Raw genomic sequence first — 17,949 nt, 5'->3', positions numbered from 1 at the left:
GGGCCGAGCGCTTCGTGCTGGAAGGTGGCGGTGAGGAAATCGCCTTGCAGCACGCGCGGGTCGAGCGTGACCCAGCCGCGGCTGCTGTTGGTCAGACGCACGGCGGTGACCCACTGGTCTTCCAGACGCCACGACGCGAGAGCGACCGCGCGCACGGGCAGCGTCGGCATCAGCGTGCTGAGGTCGAGGCCACGGCGCAGGTTCACCCGCATGACGCCCGGCAGCGGCTCCACGGTGCGCAGCGGCGCGTAGAGGTTCTGCGCAGCAAAGCGCGTCAGGACGACCGGAACCGGCGTCTCGCGCCGCGCTGCCCGCGTACCTGCCTGATCCTGGGCGCGTGCCGGGGCCTCATCGGCACCGCCTGGCTGATCACCATAGCGCGCCGGGGTGCTGCTGCCCTCGACGATGCGCACCGGCTCCAGCTCGGCTTCGCCGTCCTTGGGCGGCTCGGCCGCGATGTCGAGCAGGATCAGCGCGCCCGTGTCGGCGTCCTGCAGTTGCAGCCGGGTGGGCTCGATCGGCTCGCTTGCGCGCAGGTACACCGCGCCACCCGCGCTCTGCACGCGCAGGCGTTCGCCCACGCCTGCGGGCACGCCCACGCGGACGTTCCGGTCGATGAACACGATGCGCTCCTGGCCCACCTTCAGCGGCACCGCGAGCGGCATGCGTTCCCAGCGCAGAATCTCCACAGCATGGGAGACGGGTGCCGCGGCCACGGCCAGCAGCCCCAGCAGCACGAGTACAGGATGCTTCATGGGGTGTTTCCTCCTTGGGGCGCTTGCGGAGACAGGCCGCCCGGCGCCGGGCGCGTCGGCTCCGGGGCGCTGATGCGCTGGGGCGCACCGTCGTAGCAATCCAGCGCCAGGCCGAACGGGTTGCGGGCGGGATCGACGTCCACCCGCGTGACTTTCACCGGGTAGCGCACGAGCGCGCGCTTGACCTGCTCGGCGCCGTAGTACTCGTCGGCGGTGATGTCGAGCGTCACCACCCAGTCGCGGTCGGAGACCACGCGCACGCGCGCCGTGGGGTCGTCACCGTACCCGCGGCCGGGGATTTCGTAGATGCCGCGCACGCGCTGGCGCAGCTCGCCCGTGCTGCGGCGGTAGTCGTAGTCCGCGCGCAGGAAGGCCTGGCAGGACGGGGTGAGGTACGGCGAGAGCGTGTGGAGGTTGCGCGCGTAGTCCTCTTCGCCGTTCGTCGGCCAGCGGTTCAGGGTCTGGAACACGTAGAACGTGAACGCATAGACCGATTCGGGCGGCACTTCCCACCACTTTCGGGTACTGCCGGAGCGCAGGTCGGGCGGGACGTGGATGGTCAGGTCGCGCGGCGCGCTCCACCAGCCGCCGCCCATAACCAGGGCGACGATCACCAGCGCGCCAGCCCCCAGGCGAAGCGTCTTGATGTGCGCCTGCAGGTGGGTGATCTCGTTCTTGAAGCGGCTCATCGTGCCCCCCTTGCAACAGACCTTCGGGTGGACCAGAAGCCGGAGCGCGAGATCAGCACGTGCCCGCCTACCCAGCCCGCCATCAGCGGATGGCGCGTGGCGATGCGCCATTGCAGTTGCCGGTACAGCCAGGTATCGGGACGCCCGCGCTTGAGCCGGCGCAGGATGCCGCCGCCGATGAAGACGCCCAGGGCCACGCCCAGGACGACGAACGTCGGCGCGATGGCGATCGTGCGGAACACCCAGGACAGCGGCGAGCCGACCAGCAGGCCGGCGGCGCCGGACAGGCCGCAGCAGATCCACAGTTCGTCGGCGGTGAGGCCGCGCACGACAACGGGATGGCGGTTGAGCCGGTGCGGAAGGAACGTGACCGTCCCGTCCGCACGGACGTGCTGCTGCTCGGACATACCGGCCTCGCCTTACAGGATGCCGGTGGCTTCGGTGAGCAGCCAGATGCCGATCACCAGCAGCACGGCACCGATCGCGACGGTGAGGCCGAACTGGCCCCAGGTCTTGCGGCCGGTGTGGATTTCGGCGTAGGTGCCGTAGGCGTGGTAGCAGACGCCGATAAACATCGACGCCACGACCAGGAGGGCCACGAGCATGATGATGTCGTAGCCGTAGTTCCTGATCGTTTCCATGATGCCGTTGCCGGTGCCGCGGGTCGGGTTCTCCAACTGCGGCAAGCCTTGCGCGAACGACAGCGCGGGCAGCGCAGCGGCGCCCAGCGCCACGGCGGCGCGCTGGGCAAGACGGGAATGGAGGATGCGGTTTTGCATGGTCGTGCCTTTCAGGTCAGGAGAGGAGGAAGAAGCTCAGGACGAGGTACATCGCGACGAAGCGGATGCAGACGCCGAGGAACTGGCGCTGGTTGAGGCGGCTCTCGGACCACCCCACGTAGGCCGTTCGGATGGCCCAGACGCCCCACACGAGCAGGACCGCGAACACGACGCCGACCAGGACGGTCGCCATCGCCGAAGGCGCGATGCCGCTGTTGGCTTGAAATGCCGAGACCTGGGCGCCGTTCATTGCTTGGCTTCCGTAGCCGTCGGTGATGGCGAGGCGGGCCGCTCGGTGCGGTAGTCGCCGGCCAGTTCGGAGGGGTCGCGCGGCCGGGCACGCGACGGTGTGAGATGGGCCTGGATGCCGGCGCGCACGCGCGCCAGGTCAGCCAGCAGCCGCGGGTAATCGAAGTGGTAGCGCTCGCCCGGCTGGATGGGGGCACGCGCGGCGCTGTCGGCGACGGTGCGCTCCAGGGCGTCGAGCTGGCGCAGCGCCGCGACCAGCTCCTGGCGCTGTGCGGGGGACTCGGCCAACGCCATCGGGGACTGACCCAGCAGCAGGGCCGTCACGAGAAAAATGGGCACGCCGCGATGCGCGGCGCGCTGCCAGATCGGAGCCAACATCGCGCCATTCCTGTGTGATCAGCAATGGCTTGATCGTGGGCAGCGAGGGGCTTTTAGGCCGCAAACAATAGGAATCCGCGGATGACCGGATTGATGACCTAGAGGTACTTCTTGAAGCTGCCTGCGGTCAGGCTCACGGCCAGTCCCAGCAAGGCGGCGCTGGGCAGCAGGATCAGCAGTGGATGCACAGAGATCGGCAAGGCCAGGTACGTGACCCACGGCAGTACGGCCAGCGGCATCAGGCTCGCCTTCGCGCGGTGGTAGATGAAGCCGGATTCCCGGCCTGCGCCGAACCGGCGCACGTCCCGCCGCACAAGACCGTCGATCAGGCCGACGAATGCCGCGGTGAAGATCAGCGGCAGCGTGAGCACCAGGACCAGCAGGCGCACGAGGAACGTAAGCGTCGTGAACGCGGCGGCGATCAGGTAGCTTTCGGTCCAGACATAGACCCGGCTGACGTAGTAGCGGAAGTTGCGTGTCTGTCCGTGGCTGGGCGTGCGCGCACGTTCGGCGGTCTGGCTCATGCGCTCCAGCAGCCCGGAGCGCACGAACACCCATTCGTAGCCGGTATCCACCAGCTCGTGCGCCGTGCGCCCCGGCTCCTGCACGACGACGCTGCGCGTGAAGTGGCTGGACAGGTGCCCCAGCTCGTACTGCAACATCTGCTGGGAATGGCGCCAGCCCTGGTCCTGCCAGAACAGGTGCATGCCGACGCACTCTACGACGATCGAGAACAGCAGCGAGCCGACCAGTACCCCGAGCAGCCGGAAGGGCAAGGTGATGGTGCCGACGATCAGGCCCTGGCGCTGGTTCTGCTCCCGTTGCGCAGTCGAGGCGGCGTCTTTCATGGCGAAGCCTCGTCGGCGGCGCTGTCGCCCGTGGTGGTGGTCACCACGTCTGGCCCGGGCGCAGCGGCATCGTCTAGCAGGTCGTCGGGCAAGGCTGCGTCCTGCAAGACCGGGGAACTGGTGAACTCCCACCACTGCGTCGCTTCGCTGTAGCTCTGGCGCATGTACCCGGCCAGTTGCTGCAAGTCTGCCGGCATCACCTCGTCCGGGTCCGGCGCCGGCAGCGGCATGCGCACTTTCCAAAGCTGGCCGCCCTGCAGCAGTGCGAAGCACTGGCCCTTGGGCAGGCCGACGACATGCGACGGCTCGATCATCGGCACGCTGGACATGCTGATGCGATCCTGGGTGTTGCTGGTGAAGTCCGTCGCCCCGCGGATGTCCGAGCTGTCCGTCGCGCCGCTCACGATGGTGGTCGTATAGACCTCGACCTTCGGTAGTTGCCGGGTCAGCAGTTCAGCGGTCGCGGTCTCGCGCACGCGCAGCACGAAAAGGTTGTTGAAATTCCCGATCACCTGACCGGCCTTGGCGCGGTTGCCGATGCGGGCCTCGATGTCCGAGAGGGTCTGCGTGTACGCGGTGACTTGCAGGCCGGCACCGCCGCCTTTGTTGATGAGCGGGATGAACTCGTCGCCCATCAACTCGTTGAACTCGTCGGCGTGGACATTGATCGGCACGCGCGCACCGGCCGATGCGCCCGGCAGGCCATCGTCAATCCCGTGCTTGTAGATGTGCCCGGCGACCGACACGAGATCGCTGAACATCGAGTTGCCGACCGCAGCGGCGACCTCGGCGTCGGACAGTGCATCCAGGCCGACATAGACGATGGCCCTCTTACGGATGACCTGCATCCAGTCGAAGATCGGCCTGGGGTCGTTGAGGTTTGAATAGTTGGGAGCCAGGAGCTGCGAAATCTTGCCGCTGGTGAGCTTCTCCAGCAGCGGCAGGAGGCTGGCGACGATCTTGTCGAAGTACGTCTTGTCGTAGCGGACGGCGGAGCGCAGGCCATCCAGCACCGGGTCATAGTTGCGCGCCTGCGAGAGGTACTGCTCCAGCGCCACCACGCGCTTCTCGCGCCCGATCATGTTGCGCGGGATGTTCTTCTCGTTGAGCTTGGCCTCGATCTGGACGATCACCTCCCAGGCCTTGGGCTCCGTCTTGGCGAAGTAGTGCTGGGCGTACTCGATGAACAGCGCGTCGATGTTGATGACGTGCCGCTGGATCAGCATGTAGTCCGGGCGCTGTCCCAGCTCCACCAAGGCCCGGGCGATGATGTTGACGAAGCGCCAGGCGAACTCGCGGAACGCCGCGCTGTTGCCTTCGCCGGAAAGCTGCCCCGCGACGCGGGTGGCCACCTCGCTGATGCGGCCGAAGCGCCCCACGGCGTTGTAGCGCGCGGAAATGTCCGGCCAGCCCAAATGAAAGACGTAGAACTCGCCTTCGCGGCCCGCGCGCTTTGCCTCGACGTACATCCGCTTCAGGAGATCGGCATCGCCCTTGGGGTCAATGACGATCACCACCTCGTGCTCGCCCGCGGCGTTCACGCGTCGGATGTCCTGGGTCACGAACAGTTCGGCCAGCCGGGTCTTGCCGACGCGCGTGGTGCCCAGCACCAGCGAATGCCCGACGCGCTCGCCCAACGGCAGGCTGACATCCACCTCCTCGGGCTCGATGCCGTGCAGGCGCGGCAGACCGCCCACAGGCGGCAGCGGCCGCACCGGGTTGAAAGGCACGTCCCAGCCGGTGAGCGCTGGCAGCCGGGACAGCGGGAACGGCGCGAACTCCAGCCGTTCTTCCAGACGCCGCGCCAGCCGGTACGCGGGCGTCGGCTCGACGTAGCGGCGGAACTCCGGCCGGTACGTCTGCATCAGCCTATGGGTGTGCTTCTGCTCCCACAGGAAACCGCGCCCGACGAACAGCCGCTGCTGGCTGACCGGCACGTCCTTGCTGGTCATCACGTATCGAGGCAGGCGGCGGATGTTGCGCCGGTAGCGCAGGATGACGCGGGCATCGCGGTAGCGGATGGCACCGTAGGCGCCGAACGCCAGCGCGCTGCCGACGCCCATGGACGGGCTCAGCGCGAGCGACCATGGGGCCACCAGGGACAGAAACGCGGCGCCCGCGCATGCGGCAACGGTGTATAGCTCCACCGCTGGGCGTAGCAGTACCTCGACCGGCTGTTTCCCCGACATGGCTTCATTGCTCGATGCCGGTGGCCGTGATCAGCGCCGGGTAGTGCCGCAGGCCCAGACGCTCGGCCAGGTCGTCGCCGGACACAGGCGCGAGCGGCACACCGGGCACCAGGGCGCGCAGCAGCGCCAGGCCCTGCACGGTCTCGACGTTGACCACCAGGCCGACCGCGCCGCGCTCGCGCAGCGCTGCCGCCTGGCTGCGCAGCCAGGCCCGGGATGCCTCGTCGTCGCCGACGACCACGAAAGGCCGCAGGCCCGGTGCCTCGATGACCCGCCGCGCGACGGTGCCGGGCGTGAGCTTGGCGCTGCGCACGGGTAGCATCGCGGCCTCGTCCGCCGGCGTGGCGAGAACCTGGGGTGTCGGGATCGGCGGCCGGGCCGGCGCGTTGGCGCGCGGCTGGAGGTTCAGGGCTTCGTAGTACGGCAGCGCCGACGCGCCGCCACGGTCTTCGACCACGATCAGCGGCTCGCCGGCAAGCGAGGCCAGCGGCAGGCCCGCCAGCAGTACGAGCAGGCCCCGCAAGGCCAGATGGGATGTCGTCATGGGGATGTCTCCTGGCGTGCGGCGAGAACCGCGGCGGTTGGGCGTGCGCCCTGCACCCGGGCGAGGTGGCGCGACACGCTGCGCCGGTAGCGGGCGGCAGGCTCGCCGCCCGCAGGACGGTGGTAGCGGCCGATCGCCAGCAACCAGTCCTCGCCGGGGGTGTGCTGCTCGCGCAGGATCTCGGCAGCGATGGCGAGGTTGCGGTACGGGTCCAGCAGGTCGCACGCGCTGGCGTAGCGCTGCTGGTGGTAGCCGAGGTTGATCTGGCCCAGGCCGGCGTCGATGCGCGTGTGCGGCGTGGAGCGCATCACCTGCTGCAAGCCCGCGCAGGCATCGGCGCGGGTTGCATAGCGGCGCGACTGGCCGGCGACATTGAGCGACCACGGCCACGGTACGATGCGCCCGTTGCGCCGGATGCCGCTCTCCTGCAAGGCCACGGCGTAGAGCACCGTCGAGGGGATGCCTGCGCGCTGTGCGGCGAGCTGGTAGGCCGGTGGCGGAACCTCCTGGGCCTGGGCGACGCAGGCGCACAGGCCAGCGGCGAGCATCAGTGCGCGCAGGAGTGCGGCTATGGCTGGCGCTGCCATTGGCCGTTCACCTCGCGCACGACCGCGGGCAAGTCGCCGGGCAGGCCCAGCGACAGCCAGCGGCCGCCGTCGTGGTTGAGCGTGATGGTGCCGCTGCGCACGCGCGCCGGATCGACGTTCGCGCGTTTGGCCCAGTCGCGGATGCGCGCATCGTCCTGGCGGCTGCCGACCATGTACAGGTCGAACTCAGTCCCCGAGGATTGCAGGCGCTGTACGAGCTGCCCGCAGGCTTCGCAGCCGTCCTTGACGAACACCGCCGTGCGGCCGGAGCCGCGCGTGGCTCCGGCGATCGGCTTGTCGTCGGGCAAGTTCACCCGCTGCATGCCGGGGTTCAGACGCTGCCAGGCCTCGTCGTAAGCCCTCTGGTAGGCGAGCAGCTTCTCCACGCGGCGCGCTTCGACCTGCACCTGCAGCTCGGCGTAGCGGCGCCGTTCTTCATCGGTGCGCGCCTCGATGCCCAGGGCCGACAGCGGGTCCAGGTTGGGCGAGTAGATGCCCAGTGGCCCGTCCATCAGTTCGCGGTAGCGCGCCCACTCCTGCGGTTGCAGGCCCCAGTCGCTCGCCACCCGGTCATCCAGAACGCGAGCGACCAGCGGGCGCTCCTGGCTCTGTGCATTGCGGGCGGGTGCCGCAGGCGGCTGCTGCGCCCAGACGGGCCACTGGGCGGACGCCAGCAGGAGCGCGGAAAGGAAGATCGACGGCTTCATGCGATCTGCTCCGGTCAGGGAATCGCCACGCGGCGGGTCTGGTCGCCGGCCTGGAACACCGCGGTGTTGCCCTCGACGACCTGCAAGCGCCACGGGCCGACGGCATCGCCGGGTAGCAGCACCTGAAGCTGGTCGGGCGTGAAGTCGCCACTGCTCGGCGCGACGGACACGCTGCGCTCGCCGGCGCGCAGTTCGGCACCGACGATGCGGAACGGGAGCGGCGGGGGTTCAGGCTTGGCGGCTGACTTGCTCGGTGCGCGCGGCTGGGCGGGTACTGCGGCGCGTGCGGCGGTCTGGCGCGCCTTGACCTGCTCGACTTCGGCGCGCAGTACCTGAAGGTCGTCGGCAGCGGCATAGGCGCTCAGCGATTTCTCGACCTGGGCCGCGCGTGCTTCCAGGATTTGGCGGGTGTCTTTGAGGTCTGCCGCCGTGGCGACGGCCGGACGCTGCTGGATGGCCTCGACGATCTCGGCCAGGCCCGTTGCCTGCGCTTCGAGGCGTTGCAGGCGGGAATCGAGGCGATCCTGGTCGGCCTGGTCGTTCATGGCCTGGTAGCCCAGGGCCATCAGAACACTGAGGCCGATCAGCCAGAGCCACATCAGGCTCTGCACCACCACGGTGGCCGTTGAACGATGGGTGGGCTGCGGGCTGTTCATGGCTGGCCTCCCGATGCCGCGGGTGCCAGCGGGAACGTCTGCACCGCCTCGGTGGCGGGCGGCGCGGGTGCGTTGTCGGCGGTCATGCTGTCGCCGGGCCGCTCGAAGCAGATTTGCCGCGCGCGGTCATCCGCGTGCAGTTCCCAGGCCGGACCAGCCAGCGTGAGCAGCGCATCGCGCAGGGCCATGGGGCCGAGGTGCAGGTGCGCCGCCGGCAGCGGCAGTGCGTACAGCTCGATCACCGCGTGCGCCGTCTGGCATAAGCCGTAACCGCTGCGCTTGAGCACATGCCGTAGCCCGTCGCCGACCGTGGCGCGTGCATCCTCGGGCATGGCGACATCGATGGTCTGCAACAGCAGGTCCCGCTGCGCTGCTGTCGGTGCCAATTCCACGAGGGTGTAGCGGCCGTAGCGCACGACGGGGATGTAATCGGGCGCCTCGGGTACGGGCGCGGCCGAGATTTCCTCGATGGTGTCGGGCGCGACCGGCGCGCTCGTCGTGGCGCAGCCGCCAGCCAGCACCGACCAAAGCAGGCCGAGAAAACCCGCCAGCAGGCGGCGTTCGGGATGGTGAAACCAAGGTGGAGAGGGGCACATGGCGCGTCGTCCTGAAACATCGAGCCCTCACCATCGCCGCTCGGGCCACGAGCGGCAGCAAACAATGCGAACCAGGCAGCGCCCGATTTCCCGGCAGCCTCCCTCCAAAGAAAAAGGCCCCCGAAGGGGCCAGTGAAGATGCAGCCACGTCCACGGAGACCGTGGGCGTGGCTGCAAGGTGGGAACAATGGAAAGCCGGCGGCGCGAGGCCGGCGTTGGCGTGGGGATCAGGCGGCGACAAGTTGCCGGGCCAGTGCGACCTCGACGGAATCACCGTCTTGGTTGAGCACATCGAGGCCCGATTCGGGCACGTCGCCCGAGGTGGACTGCGAGACCATGATCTTCTTGGCCATCAGCTCCAGGCAGGTCATCTGCGAGGAACCGGCGTAGCCCAGGTAGATCACGCGCACCGGCTGTTTCTGTCCGATGCGCCAGGAGCGGCGTGCCGCCTGCTGGAGCGAGTACACGTTGTAGCCCGACTGCATGAAAACGATCGTCGGGAAGTCCAACAGGTCCAAGCCCGTCTTGACCAGCTCGGGGTTGGTGATGAGCACGTCGATGCCACGGTCCAGTTGCTCGGCGATCCAGTCCTCGCGGCGGCTGGCGTCCACGCTTGCGCGCAGCACCGCCACCCGAAAGCCTTCTTGCTCCAGCAATACCTTCAAGCGCGACGTGGTGTCGCGCGTGCCGGTATAGACCGTGTAGGCCAGAACCTTGCGGCCCTGCGCCTTCTCTTCCTTGCAGATGTCGATCAGCTCGCGCTCTTTCGGCGTCACCTCGAACTCGTTGAACTGAGCCGGGACGAACGCCAAGGTGTTGCGCGTGCGCGGATGCACTACGGTTTCCGACCGGAAGCAGCAGTCCGGCCAGGCCAGCAGCACGTTGAGCACCACACCCAGCAGCGTCGTATCGCGTCGCGCCAGAGCCTGTTTCAGCTCTGCGGTCAGCCGACCCGCCAGGTCGCGGTAGGCCGCGGCTTGCGCCGTGTCCATTGCGACTTCGCGGAACTCCTCGTCATACGGCGGCAGGACGTTGCCGCCGATGTCCTTGAGCTTGAGGAAGATCGTGAACGGCAGGATGCACCGCAAGACCCCCTTTGGCCCGAAGCCGGGAGCCTTGACCGTGCGCACCGATACCTTGGTGCCCCTGGCCGTCTTGTGCGCCGTGCCGGTGCTTTCGGAGTAGATGTCCTTGAGGACCCCGTGGTCCCTCATGAACGCCATGGCCGCCGAGGTCATGCTGCCGCTCGTGGTCGGGCGGTAGCCGTCTTCGATCATCCGCCCAGGCAGGGCTCGGAACAGCAGGTAGAACAGGTCGTCCCCGTAGCCGCCCATCAGCGTGCCTGTCAGCAGCAAGGTCTTGCGAGCCTTCGCCGCCAGCACGCCCATAGCCTGACCCTGGGCACTGCCACCGTTCTTGTACTCGTGCGCCTCGTCCGCGATGCACAAGTCGAACGTGCCTTGCGGCAGATAGCGCTTGATGAACTCGGACGGCTGGTAGCCGCCTTCGCCAAAGCCGAACTCCATGTTCGCCATCGCTCTTTCCATGCGATGCGCCTGGCGGTCAGAGAAGACCAGTTCGCCGTTGCCATCCATCAAGTTGATGAACTCGTGGATGTTGTCGCCCAGCATCGACGCCAAGAACCCGTCGCCGAACTTCTGCATCAGCTTCTGCGCAGTGACTTCCCCGATCGTCGGGATGCGCTTCAAGGCTTTCAGCACGGCCGAGGACTGGTCGCTGCCGGACAGGCTGCGCGGGCGGATCAGTGTCCACAGGGGGGCGGCGCAATGGCTGCACTTCCTGCGGTATTCCTCGGCTTGGAGCGCGACCGGGTTGACCGGCTCGCCGTCGAGGTCGGTGATGACCGTGCCGCAGTCCGGGCACGCCGCCACGTTGCCGTGACGGGTACGCCGCTGGGTGAAGACGGGCTTCCAGTGGAACCCCATCCGCATCCTGACCCGGCCCAAGACAAAGAACTCCTGGCCCGTGGGCTGGACATTCAACTGCTCGCGCAGCTTGATGAGCTTGACGAGCGTGTCCGGCCCGTTGAGCACCCACACCTTGGCGCCTGCCACCGTCTCCTGGATCTCGCGCCGCCACTTGTAAACAAGGTGCGGCGGCGAAAGAACCAGGGTGCGGCGGTAGCCTTCGGCGTTGAGCACAGCGGCCGTGGCGATGCCGACGGTCGTCTTGCCGCAGCCCATTTCGCCATTGACGATCGCGGCGCGTTCGCCACGGTCGATCAGCAGCTCGGCGGCGGCGTGGACGACTTCGGCCTGGGCCGGGAACAGCTTGCGCTTGAGGCTGGCGACGACGAGTTGCCGGTGCGCCTGCGGCTGGCCGTTATAGACCGGCGGGTTGGCGCTATTGAGGGCGTCGAGCAGTTCGTCGCCGAACTCGCCGACGAAATCCTGAAGGCTCAGGGTCAGAGGGGAAGATTCCGCATCGAGCAGTTCGCCCTGTACGGGCGCGGCTTCAACGGCAGTGGTTTCGAGATCGAGGGACATGGTGATGCTCCAATGAAAAATGGGGCATGCACCACCCCCAGCGGGGCAATGGCATGCCCCGCAGTGGGAAGGAAATCGGCGCTTGGCCGAGGTGGTCGAAGTTGCCGGCCGTGGCGGCCTGCTGGTGAATCGTGCTCAGTCTTCGGACGGCAGCACGATGACGGTGGCGCTGCGCTGCGCATCGGTGACGATGCGGATGGCCAGCCCCGGATGGATCACGTAGCGGGATTCCAGCGATGCACCGGATTGCAGTGCAGTGCTGTTGGCCTGCCATTGCTGGATGTTGACGTCGCCCCAGTCGCCACGGGTGTGGCGCCTGAAGTACGGGATCGGGTCGAGGCGACCCGTTCGGACCAGGCGATCGATGCCCCTGCTGAAGATGAGCGCACCGATTGGAAACGCCAGCCTGTGGCAGTAGGTTTCAATGCGATGTGATGCCATGGGCTCCTCCTTGATGAGTCATTGAGCCACGACACCCCTGGCGGAGTGAAGTGGCTCCGGCAGGTGGATGAAGACGACAATGGTGCTGTCAGATCATGTCCCGTTCTTCGGGAAGCTGGATCACCGTGGTCTGGTGGTCCTCGCTGGTTTTGACGATCAACACCAGTTCGGGCGTGATCCTGAAGTGGGAGATCATCGGATCGTCCCCACGGATTGCGACATCGTTGGCTTGACGGGTGGCCTCATCGGTCTCGCCCCAGTCACCGCGCACATGGCGCTGGACAAGAGCCAAGGGGTCGATCAGGCCTTTGCGGGCCAGCCAATGCACCTTTTCGCTCAACTGCAACGTACCTGGTGCGAACAACGGTTGCTTCTGCGGCGCGGGCCGCTTGAACAGGCTTGAGAACATGGGTGTTTCTCCTTCGAGGTGGTACAGCAGGACGGCAGCGCGTCCGGTGGACTAACGGATGGTCAGGACCTCGCCCCGTGTCGCGGAGCCAGGCGTCATGTCCCACGCGCGGATGACGGGTACGAACTTGTCGGTGAGGATGCGGGTCTCGGCGATCGAGCCGTCTTCGCGTTCGGTGAATTCCCGCTGGAGCGTCTTGTCCTTGTGGGTGTCACCTTTGACGACGAGCACGCGGCCGGTCTTGGAGCGCACAACCCCCGAGATCGCGCCCGCGGCCAGAGCCAGGGCGAGATGCCAGTGGGACAAGGCACGCGCCGGCGGACGCAGCGACTGCTGCGCGGCCCCCAGGTGCGTGTCCAACGACGGCCAGAGGCCTTGCAGCCGGCCGACTTCATCGGCGAACTGCTCCGGCTCCATCGTCACGCGGAAGAAATGCTCCGGCTCGGCCGGACTGGCGGGGACGATGTACGGCAGGAACGGCCATTCGATCGGCAGCTCCTCGGCTTCGACTTCGCCAAGCCCAACCTGCAGCAGCAGATTGCGCACGGCCTTGAGACCATCGGGTGCCAGTTCACGCTGACGCACCCTGCGGCCGAAGATCACCACCTGCTTGAACTGCGTCTCCACCGCTCGGTAGATCCGCAGGTCCGTGTAGTGGCGCGTCAGCCAGCCGACCAGCTCCGCGTCGAGCACGTAGCCGGGGACGATGAAGACCAGCACGCCGCCGTACTGCAACAGCGACAGGCTGCGCTGGTAGAACAGCTTTTCGAGGCGGGCACGGCCCTGGCCCTGATAGCCGATGTTGCCGTTGACGTCCTTGGACAAGTCGCCATACGGCGGGTTGAGCCAGAGCAGCCCGAACGACTGCTTGGAGATCATCGTGTCCATCAGGTCCGCGTGCAGGCAGTGATCGATCAGGCCGCGGGCATGGCGTGCCCGCTCCGCGTCGAACTCGACGGCGAACGCCTTGGCCTGCTCGCGCCCAAGGGCATGAGCGGCTTCGGCGATCGCCACGCCTTCGCCGGCGCAGGGATCGAGGACGCACATCGGGCCATCGCTGGGCATCAGTGCGGTGAGGGCTCTTTCGAGGGTGGGTTCATCCGTGGGGAAGTACCCGTTCTTCACGAAATTGCGGGCGAGCCGCGGGAACATGAGGGCCATGGAAGTCTCCTGGTTGGCGGGGATGAAGTGCGAAAGCACGCCTTGGCGTGCTCTCGCGGGTGGGTCAAGCCGCTACCGCTTCCGGCGTCCAAATCTTGGCCGGATACGGATAGGCGGTGAGCACGTCACTGCGGATCAGGGAGCCCAGCGCCAGGGTCAGCGCCGGCACGTCGATGGCGAGCCGATGGCCTTCCAGCGGCCCGAGGGCGAACGGAAGGCGGGCCAGCATCTCGCGGGTCTGTAACAGCTCCAGCACGGTTTCGCGCCAGTGGTCGAGCAGCGGCAGTGGGCAGGTGTCCCGTACCAGTATCCACAGGCGGTCAAGCCGGTGGGCGCTGCCCTTGGGCAGCAATGCCAGTGCGCTGGCGTTGGCCTTGTCGGGTTTGACGCAGCGGCGGTCGAACAGCCACACGTTGGACAGCGAACCGAACAGCGTTCGCCGGTAGGCGCGGGTCATGCGCTTTTCCAGGCGATCGACGTTGCCGACGAATACCGGGACGCTGCCGCCCTGGTCGGTGATGACGTGGAACTGGTCCAGGCCCTGCTCGTCGCGCCCGAGGGTCAGACGAGCGAGGAACTGCTGGATGGCGGTGTCGCGCGCCCAGATCGACAGGAAGATCAGATTGCCCTGGTCATCGCCGACGCAAGCGTCGGCCATCACGTCGGAGCATTCGTCGATCCGATACAGCGTGGTGGAAGAAGTGTTTGCGGGCATGGTGGTGTCCTCGGATGAACGGGAACAGCACCGCCCGCTGGGGCAAGTACTGCCCCAGGGGGTGGAAGAAAACCGCTCAGTCCGGCTCGAACTGCCGGGTGTGCGGGTTGAAGTGAAGCGCCTCATCTACCGAAGTGATTGGCGTGAAGCCCTCCAGGTAGATGTTGTTGAGGTACTGGTCGCGGTAGGCCAGTGCCTGCCGCCCCTGTTCGTCGGTGAGGCCGTTGCTGATGAAGTACTCCAGCATTTCCTCGTCGGAAGAAACTTCGTCGTTGGACAAACTCCCTTCAACGAGCTTCAGCAGCAAGGGCGGGAGCGCAGCCAGGATCGGGTCCATGTCGGTTCCTCCTGGCTCAGGCCATCAGCGCTGCGGTGGGTGCCGCAGGTGCCATGGGTGTGCGCCGCCGCGCGTGGTAGGCGCGAACGCCTGCACGCCAGTCGGCGGACTGTTCTGGTGCGAGGTCCAGATAGGACAGCGGGCACGAGTAGTAGTACGGGTGCATGGACTCGTCCAGCGGCTTGTAGCCCCACTGACCGCCGCTGCGTTCGAGAAGATCGCAGCGGATGTAGCGCAGGGATTGGCCCGGCGCCAGATGACGATGCACGCCTTCGACCTTGGCCGTCACTTCCGTGACGGACCAGAGGACGTTGCCGCGCAGCGCGTGGGCAATGACCTTGACGCTGGCGCGCTCGGTCTCTTGCGGTGCGATCAGTTCCGCGATCAGTTCAGATCGCGATTGGGGGGAAAAATACCAGCCCATGAGAGGCCTCCTGAAGAATGGAGCCGGAGGCCTCCCCGTGGGGGAGAACCCCCAGCGGGTGATGGAATGCCGCGCGTGCGGCGAAGGAACCTATGCTTTGCCCTTAGTCCCAGTCGTCATCGTCGCGATCACAACCGGCCGGGCAGTAGCCGAACTCGATCCCGTGAGAGCAATAGCCATGCTCCGCATTCCAGTCCTGGGTTTCCTGCCTTTCGGCAGGCGTTGCGTAGTCCCATTCCCGGGCTGCGATTTCCAGCGCTTGAGTGCGCTGGTCCTGCGGCAATCGACTGGCTTGCGCGTCGATTTCCGAACTGAAAAGCGTGACCCAATGATCCCAGGACAGGCCGCAACCACGCTGGGCGTGCTCGGCGGCCGTCTTGCAGACAGCGCGCCAGGCGGTTTCGTCCAGCGTGGAATGAGGTGCATCGCAAGCGATGGTGGACATGATGGAGACCTCCAGAAGAAAGCCGGAGCCTCCCCCGCATGGGGAAGGAACCCCGGCGGGTGGATGAAGAACACCGCAGGTGCGGCGTCTGCGATCACGCAGGTTGCAGTTCGGCCTGGCGGCTCCACTCCTGCGTCTTGAAGTCCAGCGTGTAGCCCAGTTTGCCCAGGCGGGCGATCTGCGCGCGCAAGGTGCGGCGGTCGATGGTCGAATCCAGTTTCACGGACTCACCCAGCGGCCAGAGCAGCCCGAACAGTGCGGCGTCGCCATCTTCGGTGCTGCCGGGGGCAGCAGCCGCAGCGGGCGTCGGCGCATCCACGCCGAAAGGCGTGGTATCGACCATCGGGTCCGCGGACGCCTGCACGGATGCGGGCTTGGCGGGTCTGGATGCCTTGGCGGGCTTGGCCGGCGTTGCCGCAGGCTGCGCCCCCAGTTCTTCATCGAGCGGATCGATGTCCTGGGTGGAAAAGCTGCGAATATCGTCGCGGCTCAGTTTGTCAACGCCGAAGAGCGTCATTCCATCCAAGTTGCAACGAATCTCGAACTTGATACCGCCCCGCATGGGGATCGGATTCGGAAAGATGTAGCGGATCACGAACTCCCCGTCGTACTTGCCTTCGGGGTATTGCTCCAGCTCCGCGTCCTTCACCGCGAAGTTTCCGATAGGAGTGACGAGGTAGCCGACGCAGAACGGACCATTGCGGCCGTGGATTGTGCGAATCGAAAGCTGACCCGATACGACGATGGGCGGGACTGACCTTGCGGATGCCGATGTGACTGCCATGATGGTTCTCCTTGGGGAATAGGAAAAAGGCAAGGCCCCGTGAGGGGCCATGCCGGATCAGAACGAAGCAGCCAATGCCGGCTCCTGCTCCTCGACTTCACCTGCGGGCTCGCGCTCGGCGGGCTCGACAGGCTGGTCGGCAGCGGTGTCGGCGGCAACCTCGGCTTCGGGCGCGGGTGCGTCCTCGGCTTGCGGCGCCTCGGCTTGCGCCTGGCTCGTCGGATAGACCTGGGTGCCGTCGATCTTGATGAGACCGATGTGGACCAGCGTCGATTCCAGGCTCGCTCCCGGTTCCCCGGCGCGCTCGCCCTTGGTGCGGATGTACGGATCGATCTTCATGTCGTTCAGACGGAAGGCGATCAGCACCTTGCGGTCCCCTTCGATGGCCTGCACGCACCGGCGAACTAGGTGCTCGGCTTCAGGGGTGGCGACGATGGTGTCGAAGTACCGATATTCCGGTTCACCGACAGGCCCGGCCAGTGCCGCGACGCAGCACGACAGGAACGGATCGCCATCCTTGGGGGAGACGTCCTTCGGACGGCTGAGGTAGCCGATGCCGCGGGTGATCAGCTCGTGCTGCTTGATCGAAGCCAGTTCGGCCCGGTCAAGCGGCTCGGCCTTCAGCAGTCGCGCCTTCAGAGACGCGGCGGCCTGGCCCTTGTGCTCACCCTTGTCGCGGATGTACGCATCGCCCCAGAGGTCGCCGAGGCGGAAGCGCACCAGCGGCCGCTGCTTGGGATCGTCAACGCCGATGTAGCGCTCGACCAGTTTCTTGGCCTCGGCACCCGAGACCTTGACGTCGAAGTAGCGGTAGCTGGGGTCCTTGGCGGAACCGACCAGTGCGGCGATGGTGCATGCCAGAAAGGGCTGCGCGCGGCGGCCGCCCCGGACGGGAACCTCGCGGGCTCGCTGGATGTAGCCGATGCCCGAGGTGTGGAGGTCGAAATACGATTTCTCGTTGGACGTGGTGCTCATGGTGAATCTCCATTGGGATGAAGCGGAGACACACCGGCCCCACGCATGCGGGGAAAGGTGCGTAACCCCGCGGTGGGTTGATAAGGCGAAAGCATCCGCCACCAGAGACTGGTGGCCGCTCGCGGACGGATGCGGTGCGAGCTGGCTCGGTCACGCAGTGGGAACTGCGTCGCAACCTCGAAGACCGATGGTTGCCTGGCATGTCGCTGACAACGTCAGCAGGCATGGGGGCAGCATGTCCGGGCCTCGCGCGCGCGGCAGCAATCAATCGGCATCCGGGCGTTTCCCTTTGTCCGCACCGCCCGGTGCTTGCCACAAGCACTTAGGGCCGCGCAGGTGGTCGGGGGTGTCAGCGCGAGGACGGCTGGGGCGACTCCAGGCACCGCCGCCGCGCGTTCCGAGCAAATGCCAGCCGGCGGCGCGCAGGCTGGCACCACCTTCATCGAGCAAGGTGTAGGTGATCAGCCGCGTGTAGCCCAAGGCCTTGGCCGCCTTCCAGGCCGCGCCGTAGAGCTTGCTGCAGGCGTTCGGTGCGCCATCGGTGCAGAGCCGGGTGACTTCGAGCGTCCAGCCGTCATCCAGGTGGCGGGCGACCGGGCGGCCGACGATGGCCACGCCGCAGATGCCATCGGTGGCGGACAGCGTGACCGCCAGGGCGAACTTCGCTCCCTGAACCGGACGGTGGTGGCGGTGGTGCTTCTGCACGAAGGCATTGGCACAGCGCAGGGATACCGGCAGCAGTCGCAGCGATGGCGAGGTCGATGGCCCGGCCAT

At 67.0% G+C, this 17,949-nt stretch carries 24 protein-coding genes; all 24 read right to left on the bottom strand.

The window, feature by feature from the left end:
• The coding region (locus ABB33_RS05490) for a TIGR03749 family integrating conjugative element protein (protein WP_056931423.1) at window positions 1–755 on the bottom strand (755 nt) is incomplete at its 3' end.
• Entirely contained in the window at window positions 752–1,444 is a 693-nt protein-coding gene (locus ABB33_RS05485) for a PFL_4703 family integrating conjugative element protein (RefSeq protein ID WP_033448786.1), read from the bottom strand. The genes ABB33_RS05485 and ABB33_RS05490, both read right to left, overlap by 4 nt.
• Entirely contained in the window at window positions 1,441–1,851 is a 411-nt protein-coding gene (locus ABB33_RS05480) for a TIGR03750 family conjugal transfer protein (protein ID WP_033448788.1), read from the bottom strand. Before ABB33_RS05480 ends, ABB33_RS05485 begins: the two co-directional genes overlap by 4 nt.
• Window positions 1,852–1,863: 12 nt before the next feature.
• Entirely contained in the window at window positions 1,864–2,223 is a 360-nt protein-coding gene (locus ABB33_RS05475) for a TIGR03745 family integrating conjugative element membrane protein (RefSeq protein WP_023095489.1), read from the bottom strand.
• A gap of 16 nt (window positions 2,224–2,239) precedes the next feature.
• Window positions 2,240–2,473, bottom strand: a complete 234-nt coding sequence (locus ABB33_RS05470; RefSeq protein ID WP_003050225.1) for a TIGR03758 family integrating conjugative element protein — start codon at window positions 2,471–2,473, stop codon at window positions 2,240–2,242.
• Window positions 2,470–2,850, bottom strand: coding sequence for an integrative conjugative element protein, RAQPRD family (locus tag ABB33_RS05465; RefSeq protein ID WP_033448795.1), 381 nt, complete (start codon window positions 2,848–2,850; stop codon window positions 2,470–2,472). The genes ABB33_RS05470 and ABB33_RS05465 overlap by 4 nt, the downstream gene beginning before the upstream one ends.
• A gap of 98 nt (window positions 2,851–2,948) precedes the next feature.
• Entirely contained in the window at window positions 2,949–3,698 is a 750-nt protein-coding gene (locus tag ABB33_RS05460; RefSeq protein ID WP_033448798.1) for a TIGR03747 family integrating conjugative element membrane protein, read from the bottom strand.
• Complete coding sequence (traD, locus tag ABB33_RS05455) at window positions 3,695–5,887, bottom strand: type IV conjugative transfer system coupling protein TraD (protein ID WP_033448801.1); 2,193 nt, start codon at window positions 5,885–5,887, stop codon at window positions 3,695–3,697. The genes ABB33_RS05460 and traD overlap by 4 nt, the downstream gene beginning before the upstream one ends.
• Before the next feature lie 4 nt (window positions 5,888–5,891).
• Complete coding sequence (locus tag ABB33_RS05450) at window positions 5,892–6,431, bottom strand: integrating conjugative element protein (protein ID WP_033448804.1); 540 nt, start codon at window positions 6,429–6,431, stop codon at window positions 5,892–5,894.
• Entirely contained in the window at window positions 6,428–7,018 is a 591-nt protein-coding gene (locus tag ABB33_RS05445) for a transglycosylase SLT domain-containing protein (RefSeq protein WP_033448807.1), read from the bottom strand. The genes ABB33_RS05450 and ABB33_RS05445 overlap by 4 nt, the downstream gene beginning before the upstream one ends.
• A complete protein-coding gene (locus ABB33_RS05440) occupies window positions 7,000–7,725 on the bottom strand; it encodes a TIGR03759 family integrating conjugative element protein (protein WP_033448810.1) in 726 nt (241 codons plus the stop codon). The genes ABB33_RS05445 and ABB33_RS05440 overlap by 19 nt, the downstream gene beginning before the upstream one ends.
• Window positions 7,726–7,739: 14 nt before the next feature.
• Window positions 7,740–8,381: a hypothetical protein gene (locus ABB33_RS05435; RefSeq protein ID WP_033448812.1), complete on the bottom strand. Its 642-nt coding sequence runs from the start codon at window positions 8,379–8,381 to the stop codon at window positions 7,740–7,742.
• Window positions 8,378–8,977 carry a PFGI-1 class ICE element type IV pilus protein PilL2 gene (gene pilL2, locus ABB33_RS05430; protein ID WP_033448814.1) on the bottom strand — a complete coding sequence of 200 codons (600 nt, stop codon included), beginning with the start codon at window positions 8,975–8,977 and terminating at the stop codon, window positions 8,378–8,380. Before pilL2 ends, ABB33_RS05435 begins: the two co-directional genes overlap by 4 nt.
• A 227-nt stretch (window positions 8,978–9,204) precedes the next feature.
• A complete protein-coding gene (locus tag ABB33_RS05425; RefSeq protein WP_033448816.1) occupies window positions 9,205–11,484 on the bottom strand; it encodes a helicase-related protein in 2,280 nt (759 codons plus the stop codon).
• A 135-nt stretch (window positions 11,485–11,619) separates the two neighbouring features.
• Window positions 11,620–11,925, bottom strand: coding sequence for a hypothetical protein (locus tag ABB33_RS05420; protein WP_033448819.1), 306 nt, complete (start codon window positions 11,923–11,925; stop codon window positions 11,620–11,622).
• A gap of 88 nt (window positions 11,926–12,013) precedes the next feature.
• Window positions 12,014–12,334 (bottom strand): hypothetical protein, encoded by a 321-nt coding sequence (locus ABB33_RS05415; protein ID WP_033448821.1) that lies wholly within the window; start codon window positions 12,332–12,334, stop codon window positions 12,014–12,016.
• 51 nt (window positions 12,335–12,385) lie between these two features.
• Window positions 12,386–13,519, bottom strand: a complete 1,134-nt coding sequence (locus tag ABB33_RS05410; protein ID WP_268258440.1) for a DUF6094 domain-containing protein — start codon at window positions 13,517–13,519, stop codon at window positions 12,386–12,388.
• A 40-nt stretch (window positions 13,520–13,559) separates the two neighbouring features.
• Complete coding sequence (locus ABB33_RS05405) at window positions 13,560–14,210, bottom strand: hypothetical protein (protein ID WP_033448824.1); 651 nt, start codon at window positions 14,208–14,210, stop codon at window positions 13,560–13,562.
• Between the two features lie 76 nt (window positions 14,211–14,286).
• Window positions 14,287–14,547, bottom strand: a complete 261-nt coding sequence (locus ABB33_RS05400) for a hypothetical protein (RefSeq protein ID WP_033448827.1) — start codon at window positions 14,545–14,547, stop codon at window positions 14,287–14,289.
• Between the two features lie 16 nt (window positions 14,548–14,563).
• Complete coding sequence (locus tag ABB33_RS05395; RefSeq protein ID WP_033448828.1) at window positions 14,564–14,971, bottom strand: hypothetical protein; 408 nt, start codon at window positions 14,969–14,971, stop codon at window positions 14,564–14,566.
• Window positions 14,972–15,074: 103 nt separating this feature from the next.
• Complete coding sequence (locus ABB33_RS05390) at window positions 15,075–15,416, bottom strand: hypothetical protein (RefSeq protein ID WP_033448831.1); 342 nt, start codon at window positions 15,414–15,416, stop codon at window positions 15,075–15,077.
• Window positions 15,417–15,510: 94 nt separating this feature from the next.
• Window positions 15,511–16,200 carry a DUF3275 family protein gene (locus ABB33_RS05385; protein ID WP_033448834.1) on the bottom strand — a complete coding sequence of 230 codons (690 nt, stop codon included), beginning with the start codon at window positions 16,198–16,200 and terminating at the stop codon, window positions 15,511–15,513.
• Window positions 16,201–16,257: 57 nt separating this feature from the next.
• Window positions 16,258–17,175: a DUF3577 domain-containing protein gene (locus tag ABB33_RS05380; protein ID WP_033448836.1), complete on the bottom strand. Its 918-nt coding sequence runs from the start codon at window positions 17,173–17,175 to the stop codon at window positions 16,258–16,260.
• A gap of 264 nt (window positions 17,176–17,439) precedes the next feature.
• Entirely contained in the window at window positions 17,440–17,949 is a 510-nt protein-coding gene (locus ABB33_RS18945) for an XF1762 family protein (RefSeq protein ID WP_033448839.1), read from the bottom strand.

Origin of the sequence: Stenotrophomonas acidaminiphila (assembly GCF_001431595.1) — a bacterium.
In the GTDB taxonomy this organism is placed as follows: domain Bacteria; phylum Pseudomonadota; class Gammaproteobacteria; order Xanthomonadales; family Xanthomonadaceae; genus Stenotrophomonas; species Stenotrophomonas acidaminiphila.
This window is presented reverse-complemented; position numbering and strand designations above follow the sequence as displayed.

Bases quoted from the DNA above. Each gene is read 5' to 3' on its own strand.
- ABB33_RS05415 (WP_033448821.1), bottom strand. From the start codon at position 12,334: ATGTTCTCAAGCCTGTTCAAGCGGCCCGCGCCGCAGAAGCAACCGTTG.
- traD (WP_033448801.1), bottom strand. From the start codon at position 5,887: ATGTCGGGGAAACAGCCGGTCGAGGTACTGCTACGCCCAGCGGTGGAG.
- ABB33_RS05385 (WP_033448834.1), bottom strand. From the start codon at position 16,200: ATGGCAGTCACATCGGCATCCGCAAGGTCAGTCCCGCCCATCGTCGTA.
- pilL2 (WP_033448814.1), bottom strand. From the start codon at position 8,977: ATGTGCCCCTCTCCACCTTGGTTTCACCATCCCGAACGCCGCCTGCTG.
- ABB33_RS05420 (WP_033448819.1), bottom strand. From the start codon at position 11,925: ATGGCATCACATCGCATTGAAACCTACTGCCACAGGCTGGCGTTTCCA.
- ABB33_RS05425 (WP_033448816.1), bottom strand. From the start codon at position 11,484: ATGTCCCTCGATCTCGAAACCACTGCCGTTGAAGCCGCGCCCGTACAG.
- ABB33_RS05435 (WP_033448812.1), bottom strand. From the start codon at position 8,381: ATGAACAGCCCGCAGCCCACCCATCGTTCAACGGCCACCGTGGTGGTG.
- ABB33_RS18945 (WP_033448839.1), bottom strand. From the start codon at position 17,949: ATGGCCGGGCCATCGACCTCGCCATCGCTGCGACTGCTGCCGGTATCC.
- ABB33_RS05400 (WP_033448827.1), bottom strand. From the start codon at position 14,547: ATGGACCCGATCCTGGCTGCGCTCCCGCCCTTGCTGCTGAAGCTCGTT.
- ABB33_RS05485 (WP_033448786.1), bottom strand. From the start codon at position 1,444: ATGAGCCGCTTCAAGAACGAGATCACCCACCTGCAGGCGCACATCAAG.
- ABB33_RS05440 (WP_033448810.1), bottom strand. From the start codon at position 7,725: ATGAAGCCGTCGATCTTCCTTTCCGCGCTCCTGCTGGCGTCCGCCCAG.
- ABB33_RS05450 (WP_033448804.1), bottom strand. From the start codon at position 6,431: ATGACGACATCCCATCTGGCCTTGCGGGGCCTGCTCGTACTGCTGGCG.
- ABB33_RS05395 (WP_033448828.1), bottom strand. From the start codon at position 14,971: ATGGGCTGGTATTTTTCCCCCCAATCGCGATCTGAACTGATCGCGGAA.
- ABB33_RS05460 (WP_033448798.1), bottom strand. From the start codon at position 3,698: ATGAAAGACGCCGCCTCGACTGCGCAACGGGAGCAGAACCAGCGCCAG.
- ABB33_RS05380 (WP_033448836.1), bottom strand. From the start codon at position 17,175: ATGAGCACCACGTCCAACGAGAAATCGTATTTCGACCTCCACACCTCG.
- ABB33_RS05465 (WP_033448795.1), bottom strand. From the start codon at position 2,850: ATGTTGGCTCCGATCTGGCAGCGCGCCGCGCATCGCGGCGTGCCCATT.
- ABB33_RS05480 (WP_033448788.1), bottom strand. From the start codon at position 1,851: ATGTCCGAGCAGCAGCACGTCCGTGCGGACGGGACGGTCACGTTCCTT.
- ABB33_RS05390 (WP_033448831.1), bottom strand. From the start codon at position 15,416: ATGTCCACCATCGCTTGCGATGCACCTCATTCCACGCTGGACGAAACC.
- ABB33_RS05475 (WP_023095489.1), bottom strand. From the start codon at position 2,223: ATGCAAAACCGCATCCTCCATTCCCGTCTTGCCCAGCGCGCCGCCGTG.
- ABB33_RS05445 (WP_033448807.1), bottom strand. From the start codon at position 7,018: ATGGCAGCGCCAGCCATAGCCGCACTCCTGCGCGCACTGATGCTCGCC.
- ABB33_RS05405 (WP_033448824.1), bottom strand. From the start codon at position 14,210: ATGCCCGCAAACACTTCTTCCACCACGCTGTATCGGATCGACGAATGC.
- ABB33_RS05470 (WP_003050225.1), bottom strand. From the start codon at position 2,473: ATGAACGGCGCCCAGGTCTCGGCATTTCAAGCCAACAGCGGCATCGCG.